This window comes from archaeon CG10_big_fil_rev_8_21_14_0_10_43_11 (genome assembly GCA_002763265.1).
GTDB lineage: Archaea > Nanobdellota > Nanobdellia > PEZQ01 > PEZQ01 > PEZQ01.
On record PEZQ01000001.1, the window covers coordinates 48509 to 57900 of the forward strand.

The 9392-nt window shown below is 43.5% G+C and carries 11 protein-coding genes; 8 read left to right on the forward strand and 3 right to left on the reverse strand.

Annotation, left to right across the window (positions count from 1 at the left end):
* Positions 1-2 precede the first annotated feature (2 nt).
* Positions 3-326 carry a hypothetical protein gene (locus COT72_00305; protein PIO00661.1) on the forward strand — a complete coding sequence of 108 codons (324 nt, stop codon included), beginning with the start codon at positions 3-5 and terminating at the stop codon, positions 324-326.
* A gap of 62 nt (positions 327-388) precedes the next feature.
* Positions 389-1594: a translation initiation factor IF-2 subunit gamma gene (gene eif2g / locus COT72_00310; protein ID PIO00662.1), complete on the forward strand. Its 1206-nt coding sequence runs from the start codon at positions 389-391 to the stop codon at positions 1592-1594.
* An 11-nt stretch (positions 1595-1605) separates the two neighbouring features.
* Here eif2g and COT72_00315 read toward each other — a convergent pair whose 3' ends face one another.
* Positions 1606-2064 carry a nucleoside-diphosphate kinase gene (locus tag COT72_00315; GenBank protein ID PIO00663.1) on the reverse strand — a complete coding sequence of 153 codons (459 nt, stop codon included), beginning with the start codon at positions 2062-2064 and terminating at the stop codon, positions 1606-1608.
* 101 nt (positions 2065-2165) lie between these two features.
* On the opposite strand from COT72_00315, the gene COT72_00320 reads away from it, so the two are divergent.
* From COT72_00320 to COT72_00345, 6 genes are read left to right on the forward strand one after another with little or no spacing between them, the layout of a single operon-like run.
* On the forward strand, positions 2166-2534 hold the full coding sequence (locus tag COT72_00320; protein ID PIO00664.1) for a hypothetical protein: 369 nt from the start codon (positions 2166-2168) through the stop codon (positions 2532-2534).
* Positions 2531-3265: a Fe-S cluster assembly ATPase SufC gene (gene sufC, locus COT72_00325; GenBank protein ID PIO00665.1), complete on the forward strand. Its 735-nt coding sequence runs from the start codon at positions 2531-2533 to the stop codon at positions 3263-3265. Before COT72_00320 ends, sufC begins: the two co-directional genes overlap by 4 nt.
* A complete protein-coding gene (gene sufB, locus COT72_00330) occupies positions 3262-4674 on the forward strand; it encodes a Fe-S cluster assembly protein SufB (protein PIO00666.1) in 1413 nt (470 codons plus the stop codon). Before sufC ends, sufB begins: the two co-directional genes overlap by 4 nt.
* Complete coding sequence (locus COT72_00335) at positions 4671-5198, forward strand: hypothetical protein (protein PIO00667.1); 528 nt, start codon at positions 4671-4673, stop codon at positions 5196-5198. Before sufB ends, COT72_00335 begins: the two co-directional genes overlap by 4 nt.
* A 24-nt stretch (positions 5199-5222) precedes the next feature.
* On the forward strand, positions 5223-6437 hold the full coding sequence (locus COT72_00340) for a cysteine desulfurase (protein PIO00668.1): 1215 nt from the start codon (positions 5223-5225) through the stop codon (positions 6435-6437).
* Positions 6434-6808 (forward strand): Fe-S cluster protein, encoded by a 375-nt coding sequence (locus COT72_00345; GenBank protein ID PIO00669.1) that lies wholly within the window; start codon positions 6434-6436, stop codon positions 6806-6808. The genes COT72_00340 and COT72_00345 overlap by 4 nt, the downstream gene beginning before the upstream one ends.
* On the opposite strand, the gene COT72_00350 is transcribed toward COT72_00345, so the two are convergent.
* Positions 6805-7800 carry a ribonucleotide-diphosphate reductase subunit beta gene (locus tag COT72_00350; GenBank protein PIO00670.1) on the reverse strand — a complete coding sequence of 332 codons (996 nt, stop codon included), beginning with the start codon at positions 7798-7800 and terminating at the stop codon, positions 6805-6807. The genes COT72_00345 and COT72_00350 overlap by 4 nt on opposite strands.
* A gap of 27 nt (positions 7801-7827) precedes the next feature.
* Positions 7828-9392, reverse strand: a 1565-nt coding sequence (locus COT72_00355; GenBank protein ID PIO00671.1) for a ribonucleoside-diphosphate reductase subunit alpha, incomplete at its 5' end; no start/stop codon positions are given.

A 9392-nucleotide genomic window follows, 5' to 3' on the forward strand; every position in this document is an offset into this window, starting at 1 on the left:
CCATGAAAGTTACTGTTGTTGAGAAGAAAAAAAATTCGGTTATGGAACGAGAAGAAGTCATGCTTCTTATTGAACATGAAAGAAAAGCGCAGCCAAGCAGAAAAGAGCTTGAAAGCGTTATTCTAGCAGAACTCGGCAAGAAAACTGATGTTGTTGCAGTGCGAAAGATTCAAGGCATGTTTGGCACGCCGCGTTCAAAAGTGTTTGTGAACGTGTACAAAACCGCTGAGAAAAAAGCGTACTTTGAACCAAAATACGTGCTTAAAAAAGAAGAAAAGCTCAAAGAACCTGAGCAGGGAAAACAAGCAGGAGAAGCAAGCGCGTAAAAACCTTTTTTTTCCTAAAAAATCAATACTTTTTTAAAACGTTCTGCTATTAGTGTTTGAAGATGAGTCAGCCAGAAATTAATATTGGAACCGCAGGTCATGTGGATCATGGAAAAACAACCCTTCTCCAGCGCCTCACTGGCAAGTGGGCTGACGTGCACTCTGAATCAGTAAAGCGCGGTATTACTATTAAATTGGGGTATGCAGACGCAACCATTCGGAAATGCCAAAAATGCGCAAAACTCGTCACTCAAAAAAAGTGCGCGTGCGGAGGAACAGCAAAAGATGAGCGAAAAATCAGCTTTGTTGACGCGCCAGGCCACGAAACCCTTATGGCAACTATGCTTTCAGGTGCTGCGACCATGGACGGCGCCTTGCTTCTTGTTGCTGCAAACGAAGGCGTGCAGCCGCAAACAAAAGAACACTTAATGGCACTTGAAATCCTTGGCGTTCAAAAAATCATTATTGTGCAAAACAAAATTGACCTTGTTGATGAAGCACGAGCACTTGAAAACTTTAAAGAAATCAAAAAATTTGTCAAAGGAAGTATTGCAGAAAACGCGCCAGTTATTCCAATTAGTGCACAACACGGTGCAAACATTGACGTGCTTCTTGACCATATCCAAACAAATATTCCTACTCCAAAACGGGATCTCACAAAAGACCCGGCACTCATTATTGCGCGTAGTTTTGACGTAAACAAACCCGGCGTGTCTATTAACACACTTGCAGGCGGCATTGTTGGTGGCGTTATCCTGCAAGGAACGCTTAGCGTTGGTGATGTTGTTGAAATAAAGCCTGGTTTTCGCGATGACAAAGGAGAGTACACGGTTCTTCAAACAACGGTTACATCGCTTTTATCAGGAAATGAATCACTTACTAAAGCAGGTCCAGGGGGTTCGCTTGGCGTGGGAACAGACCTTGACATGTTTGTCACAAAATCAGACCGTCTTGCAGGAAGCGTACTTGGAAAAAAAGAAAAACTCCCCCCAGTTCACCATGACCTCGTGATTGAAATTCATTTGATGAACCGCGTTGTTGGCTCCCAAGATGAGGGTGATATTGAAAAAATAAAAATCAACGATCTTCTCATGATTAATGCATGGACCAGTAAAACCCTTGGCGTCGTGTCTGGTCTTGGAAAAGGCGGAACAACCAATATTAAACTTAAATTACCCGTATGTATTGATTACGAACAAAAAGTCGCACTCTCACGCATGGTAAACAAGCGCTGGCGCCTTATTGGGTATGGGCTACTCAAAAAATGAGGGCACTTTTTTTAGTAGTGGTGTTCTTGGCCGCTGCGCGTGTATGAGCATACTTCATTAGTGCTAAACCACAACTCACATTCTTTTTTCGCATCAGACTCGTTTGCGCTTGCATGAATAAGATTCTTTCCAAGCGGGCCGAGCGTGTGCGCGAAATCACCGCGAATGGTTCCTGGCTGTGCATCATTTGGGCGGGTTGGACCAACAAGTTTTCTCACAAAACTAATTGCGTCTTTGCCTTCCAAAACCATAGCAAGCACGGGTCCTTGCCTAATGTAGTGCATAAGTTCGCCAAAAAAGGGTTTTTCAACGTGTTCCTTGTAATGTTTTTGTGCAAATTCCGTGTCAACGTGCATGAGTTTTAATCCGATAATTTTGAGACCGCGCTGTTCAAAGCGTTTGATGATTTCACCAACAAGACCGCGCGCTACGCCGTCTGGTTTGATGAGTACCAGTGTTTTTTGAACCATAGTGACCTGCTACAGGTGCGAACTGTTTTTATGAGTTTTGCCAAAACCCTGAGTAAGAAGCGAATAATTTAAAAAGCAGTGATAATTATAACTCAGTTATAATGATAGCTCCTTGTGAATCAGTGTCAAAAAGTTTTTTGCCGGCAATTAAGGCAGCAACAGCTCTTGAACTTGTAAACACGCATCGCTTAAGCCAGATGCGCGCTGCAGACAATCTTGGCGTGACCCAGGCTCAAATAAGCAAGTACGTAGCAGGAAAATTTTCTGACGAGATAAAGGCGCTTGCCTCCTCAGAGCAGGTGCAAAACATTGGCAGAGAGCTTGCAAACCTGATTGCTAACAATGCTGGTGAAAAAAACATAAACCAGGCAACGTGCGCGTTTTGTTCGTCATTTAACAATCATGATTCTTGCTATTTTATTCATCTCAAAGCAATTTCTGACGCAATAAAAGGAGGTGCAACTCAATGAGTCTCCTTTTTGAAATCAAAAACCTTCATGTGAATGTTGGTTCAAAGCCTGTTTTGAGTGGTGTGAGTCTTACTATCAATAAAGGAGAATTTCATACTATCATGGGTCCAAACGGCAGTGGCAAGTCAACGCTTGCAAAAACTATCATGGGACATCCTGATTACATAGTCGTATCTGGAGAGATTTTTTTCAAAGGAAAAAACATTCTTGACTTGTCAACTGATGAGCGCGCTCGTCTCGGCATATTTCTTGGATTCCAGCAACCTGTTGATGTTGATGGCGTTGTGTTTTCAAACTTACTGTTTCAAATCGCAAAAAAACGCGGCTATGACAAGAGCATTTTTGATTTTAGAAAAGAACTTAAAACAGACCTTTCAAAAGTTGGTTTTGAATTAGACCTGCTTAACCGCGAAGTCAATAAAGGGTTGAGTGGCGGGGAGAAGAAACGCGCAGAAGTCTTGCAGTTACTCTCACAAAAACCATCATTCGTGATTCTTGACGAGATAGACTCTGGTCTTGATGTTGACACCATGAGAAACCTTGCCTCAACAGTAAATGAACTGCGAAAAGAGCATTTGTCAGGCTTGGTTATTACGCATTACAATCGATTGCTTTCGCACTTGAAAACAGATTTTGTCCACATTTTAAAAAACGGAAAAATCATAAAAAGCGGCGGTCCAGAAATTGCAAAACAAATTGAAGAAGAGGGGTATGCAGGGATTTTAGCATGAACGAAAAAACGCTTGCTCTCAAGCATCTTAATGATGATTACAAAGAACGCTATGGTTTTAGTAAACCTGACGCGTCAGTTTTCAAAACTAAAAGAGGATTGAACCGTGCGGTTGTTAATACGATTTCTAAAACAAAACAAGAACCAGAATGGATGCGCGAGTTTAGATTAAACGCGCTTACTATTTTTAATGAAAAACCAATGCCAACATGGGGCGCTGATCTTTCAAACATCAATTTTGATGACATCACCTACTACTTGAAACCCGGCAGTCTTGCGCACAACTGGAATGATGTGCCAAAAGAAATTAAAGACACGTTTGAGCGCCTTGGCGTTCCCGAGTCTGAGCGAAAATTCTTTGGTGGGGTTGGCGCACAGTACGACTCTGAAACCGTGTATCACAACCTGCGAGAAGATTTGAAAAAGAAAGGTGTGGTTTTTCTTGACACAGAAACAGGACTCAAAGAGTATCCTGAGCTTTTCAAAAAATATTTTGGAACGGTTATTCCTGCTGGTGACAATAAGTTTGCCGCACTCAACAGCGCAACGTGGAGTGGTGGCACTTTTATTTACGTGCCAAAAGGTGTGAAAGTAGGTGTTCCTTTACAGGCATATTTTAGGATTAATGCTGACCGCATGGGCCAGTTTGAGCGAACCCTTATCATTGCAGATGAGGGGGCAGAAGTTCACTATATTGAAGGCTGCACTGCGCCGGTGTATTCAAAAGATTCCTTGCATGCTGCAGTGGTTGAAATCATTGCTCTTAAAGGAAGCAAAGTTCGCTACACTACGGTGCAAAACTGGAGTGGCAATGTATACAATCTGGTAACAAAGCGCGCAGTAGCCCATGAGGACGCGGTTGTGGAGTGGATTGACGGTAATTTGGGAAGCAAAATCACTATGAAATATCCCAGTGTGTATTTGAAAGGAGAGCGCGCTCGTGGGGAAATATTGAGTGTTGCATATGCCGGCAAGGGCCAGCACCAGGACGCGGGCGGAAAAGTAGTGCACCTTGCAAAAAACACGACAAGCAGGGTGGTAAGCAAGTCAATTAGCAATAAAGGCGGTCGCGCAAGTTATCGTGGCCTTGTGTATGTTGCGCCACACGCGGATAACGTATCTTGCAATGTGCAGTGCGACGCGCTCTTACTTGATGAAGCGTCACGCTCAGACACGTATCCTACTATGAAAATCAATAATGATACTGCTACAATCACGCACGAAGCAAGTGTTGGAAATGTGGGAAAAGAACAATTATTCTATATTATGAGCCGGGGCTTTAGCGAGTCTGAAGCTATTGCGCTTATTGTGCTTGGCTTTATTAATGATTTTACAAAAGCACTGCCTATGGATTACGCGGTTGAACTCAAGCGCTTGATTGCCCATGAAATGGAGGGGAGTATTGGATGACACGAGAAATTTGTATTGATGAAGCAAAAGACGCTCATTTCACGTTTATTCATGACACCATTGATTCAGACATTGTAATTCGACTTGCGCGAGAAGGCGCGCGCGTGTTTGTTGATGAAATTTTTTTCTCAGATGCATCGCTTACAAGCAATTTGAGAATTATTCATGACGCGCCGCGCACGTTTTCACGCGTGGATGCGCGCGGAGCAGTGAGAGCGGGCGTAAAAAATGTGGCAAACACAACAGTGGTTATTCCAAAGCAGAGCGTTGAGTGCGACACGCACGTGTCACAGCGATTCTTGCTTCTTGATAAGACTGCAAAAGCCCAGGCATTTCCTGGCCTTGAAATCATTCCAAACCGCGTCAAAGCAGGACACGCTTCAAGTGTTGTGCCACTATCAAAAGATGCGCTGTTTTATCTTAACACGCGCGGATTATCACATGAACAGGCAAAGCACATGATTATTGAAGGATTTTTAAACATTCCAGAAACGTATAAAAAACAGGTACGTGTTGGTGTGTGAAACGTTTTGTGTGGTGGTTAGTCAATGTTTAATCCAAAACGCGTGAAAAATGATTTTCCCATTTTTTCTAGAGTGATTAATAACCATGAGCTCGTGTATTTGGATAATGCAGCAACAACGCAAAAGCCGCAAAGCGTGATTGATGCAATAGCAGACTATTATGCATATCATAACGCGAACGTGCATCGTGGCGTGCACACATTAAGTGAGGAAGCAACAAATACCTATGATGCTGCGCATGAAAACACCGCTTCATTTGTTCGTGCAAAAAACGCTAAAAACATTGTGTTTACCAAAAACGCAACAGAATCGCTTAATCTTGTTGCGTACGCGTATGCACGAAACACTCTTAAAAAAGGCGCGCGCATCCTCACCACAATTATGGAACACCATTCAAACATAGTTCCTTGGCAGCAAGTTCCCCATGCGAGCGTTGATTACGCGCCAATCACGAATCAGGGAACACTTGATTTGGAGGCTTTTTCTGAGTTGTTATCAAAAAAACCGCACATTGTTGCGCTCACACACGCGTCAAATGTGCTTGGCACGATTAATCCGATTCGTGAACTGGTAAAAATGAGTCATGACGCGGGCGCGGTTGTTGTGGTTGATGGCGCGCAAGGAGCACCACAAGTAAGCCTTGACATGCAAAAGATTGGTGCTGATGCGTACGCTTTTTCAGCGCACAAAATGCTTGGACCCATGGGTATGGGTGTGCTCTATGCAACACCGGTATTGCTTGACTCAATGCCGCCATTCCTGTTTGGCGGGGATATGATATCATCAGTAACAACGAAAAAAAGCGAATGGAACGAGCTTCCCTGGAAGTTTGAAGCAGGAACGCCAAACGTTGCAGGTGCAGCAGGTCTAAGCGCGGCACTTGCATATCTGTCAAAGCTGGGTATGGGAAACGTTGAAAAACACGAAAAAAAGCTTGCATCATACGCGATTAAGGTGCTTGAAACCCATGAGCGCGTGACCACGTTTGGCCCAAAAAATATACGCGAACGTGGTGGCGTGGTAAGTTTTTCAGTTGCAAATGCGCACGCGCATGATGTTGCATCCTTGCTCAATGATTGGGGTGTTGCAATTCGAAGTGGCAACCACTGTGCTGAGCCACTTATTAGCGCTCTTGGCAAGGGCGCGCTTGCACGTGCAAGCATGTACGTGTATAACACAAAAGAAGATGTTGACATGCTTTTTTCTGCGCTTAAGAACGTGTTTGAGGTGTTTGTATGAACTCACATGACATGTATCAGGAGCACGTGCTTGACCATTTTGCGCATCCAAGAAACAAGGAGCATGTAAAAAATGCAAACGCGCTCGCGTCAAATGTGAACCCGCTGTGCGGCGACACAATTGGCATTGAAATACGCGTTAAAGAGGGTGTTATCAAAACAATTGGCTTTACTGGCACGGGCTGCGCGATTAGTCAGGCGTCAGCTTCAATCATTACTGAATTTGTGAAAGGAAAAAAAATAAGTGCAGTAAAGCGTATGACTTCTGATGATGTGTTTGATGTGATTGGCGTGCCCGTTACTAATGCGCGAAAAAAGTGCGCGCTACTTGCGTTTCAAACCATTCGAAAAGCCCTTGAAGGCGTTGTTTAATTCCAGTCAAGCGAGCCTGCTCCCCTGTATTCAGTTACGCGCGTTTCAAAAAAGTTTTTTTCTTTACTTAAGTCAGTTGCTTCACTCATCCAGGGCAACGGGTTTTTGCGGTTGTACTCTTTTGGCAGTCCAATGCGTTCAAGCCTGCGGTCTGCAATGTATTCAACATATTCAGAAAATTGGTGTGAACTAATGCCAATAATCCCCTTTGGGCACGCATCTTTTGCATAGTGTTTTTCAAGCTCAACTGCTTTTTTGATGAGTTCAGTAATTTCTGCGCGAAACTCGGGCGTCCAGATGCTTGGATTTTCTGCGCGAATCGTGTTAATCAGGTCGCAGCCAAACGCGAGGTGAATGCTTTCGTCTCGCATGATAAACTCGAATTGTTCGCCAATGCCTACCATTTTGTTTTGGCGTTTGAGTGCAAGCATCATAGCAAAGCCTGCATAAAAGAAAATGCCTTCCATAATGACGTAATAGCCAATGAGGTCGCGCACAAATCGTTGAACATTCTCATCACCCGTTGTTTCAAAGGTGGGGTCAAAAATGGTTTTAGTAATGTCAACAACATAGTCATCTTTTGCTTTAATTGAAGGAATCTTTTCATACATGGTGTAAATCTCTTCAGGGTTGAGTCCAAGCGTGTCACAACAGTAAATAAATGTGTCAGTATGAATTGCTTCTTCAAATGCTTGGCGAAGCAGGTATTGTCTGCATTCAGGGTTGGTGACGTGCCGGTAAATGGCAAGTACAATGTTGTTTGCAGTAAGAGATTCTGCTGTTGAGAAAAATCCGAGGTTCCAGAGAATCATTTTTCGTTCTTCATCACTAAAGAAATCGTGAGATTTCCATTGTTCTACATCTTTTTGCATGGATACTTCTTCGGGTGTCCAGTTGTTTGAAACACCATTCTTGTAGTGTTCTCGTGCCCAGGGATATTTCATGGGCAGTATCTTATTTGGGTCTGTTTTTGAGTCATTAATAATTGCCATTGTGTTTAATTCACCTTTTGTTTGTTTTTATTGGCACGCTTCACAATCAGGGTCTTCAATTTTGCAAAGTTTTTGCTCTCCGCCCACTGCTGCAGCAAGGGGTTCTTGTGCAATTTCTTTGTATTCGCGTTTTTGGGTAAACCCGTATTTAGTGTCAAGCGTAGATTTCTCAATTTGTGTTGCGCCAAGCGTGCGTAAATAGTAGGTTGTTTTTAGTCCAGTGTGCCATGCCTGGAAATAGATTTCTTCAAGTTTTTTGCCGCTTGTTCCTTCCATGAAAATGTTGTGTGACTGACTTTGGTCAATCCATTTTGCGCGAGCAGCAGTAAGTTCAACTTGCCAGCTTGGGTCTATTTCAAAGCTTTCAAGGTATTTTTGTTTTATTTTTTCAGGAATGCCTGCAATGCGCGAGAGCCTGCCGTCAGCGTATTTGAGTTTTTCAAGCATTTCTTTATTCCACAAACCCTGTGCTTTGAGGTCGCGCACAAGATGTTTGTTTACAATCGTGAACTCACCGCTAATGTTTGATTTCACATAAATGTTTTTGTAGATTGGTTCAAGACTGGGATACACGCTTGTGATGTTTGCCACGTTTGATGTTGGCGCGATTGCCATAGTATTCGAGTTTCGCATGCCATAGTCCTTAACATGTTTTCTAACCGGTGTCCAGTCGAGTTTGCTTGTTCGTGAAACATTAATGGGCATGCCGCGTTCTTTTTCCAAAAGCTCAATGGTGTCAAGAGGAAACAGGTTTTTGTCCCATTTTGAACCGTTATAGGATTTGTAAGCGCCGCGTTCTTTTGCAAGCTTGCTTGAAGAAAGAATAGCCGAGTAGGAGATGACTTCCATCCATTCATCAGCAAGTTCTCGTGCTTGTGTATCAGCAAAGCTCACACCCATAGTAAAAAGCGCGTCTTGAAAGCCCATAATACCCATGCCAATCGGGCGGTGTCGCATGTTTGAATTTTTAGCTTCTATTGTTGGATAGTAGTTGAGGTCAATCACGTTGTCAAGCATGCGTATCGCGCTTTGCACGGTTTGCGCGATTTTTTCCTTGTCAAGACCTCCTTGTTTTGTCACGTGTTTGTACAGATTGATTGAGCCAAGATTGCACACCGCAATTTCATCTTCGCTTGTGTTAAGCGTGATTTCTGTGCACAGGTTTGAACCATGAATCACACCGGCATGGTCTTGGGGTGAGCGAATATTACACGGGTCTTTGAACGTAATCCAGGGGTGTCCTGTTTCAAAGAGGCGGGTGAGCATTTTTCTCCATAAGTCTTTTGCCTGAAGCGTTTTGAATTTTCGAATACCACCTTCACGTGCTTTTTTCTCGTAGGCAACGTAGCGTTTTTCAAAATCAGCACCATACGTGTGATGCAAGTCGGGGACTTCATCAGATGAGAAAAGCGTCCATTTTTCGTCTTCAAGCACGCGTTTCATAAACAAGTCAGGAACCCATGCTGCGGTATTCATGTCATGTGTTCGTCTTCGCTCATCACCCGTGTTTCGTCGAAGGTCAATAAAATCTTCAAAATCGTAATGCCATGTTTCAAGATACGCGCACGTTGCACCTCTTCGTTTCCCGCTTC

Bases quoted from the DNA above. Each gene is read 5' to 3' on its own strand.
- COT72_00305 (PIO00661.1), top strand. From the start codon at position 3: ATGAAAGTTACTGTTGTTGAGAAGAAAAAAAATTCGGTTATGGAACGA.
- eif2g (PIO00662.1), top strand. From the start codon at position 389: ATGAGTCAGCCAGAAATTAATATTGGAACCGCAGGTCATGTGGATCAT.
- COT72_00315 (PIO00663.1), bottom strand. From the start codon at position 2,064: ATGGTTCAAAAAACACTGGTACTCATCAAACCAGACGGCGTAGCGCGC.
- COT72_00320 (PIO00664.1), top strand. From the start codon at position 2,166: ATGATAGCTCCTTGTGAATCAGTGTCAAAAAGTTTTTTGCCGGCAATT.
- sufC (PIO00665.1), top strand. From the start codon at position 2,531: ATGAGTCTCCTTTTTGAAATCAAAAACCTTCATGTGAATGTTGGTTCA.
- sufB (PIO00666.1), top strand. From the start codon at position 3,262: ATGAACGAAAAAACGCTTGCTCTCAAGCATCTTAATGATGATTACAAA.
- COT72_00335 (PIO00667.1), top strand. From the start codon at position 4,671: ATGACACGAGAAATTTGTATTGATGAAGCAAAAGACGCTCATTTCACG.
- COT72_00340 (PIO00668.1), top strand. From the start codon at position 5,223: ATGTTTAATCCAAAACGCGTGAAAAATGATTTTCCCATTTTTTCTAGA.
- COT72_00345 (PIO00669.1), top strand. From the start codon at position 6,434: ATGAACTCACATGACATGTATCAGGAGCACGTGCTTGACCATTTTGCG.
- COT72_00350 (PIO00670.1), bottom strand. From the start codon at position 7,800: ATGGCAATTATTAATGACTCAAAAACAGACCCAAATAAGATACTGCCC.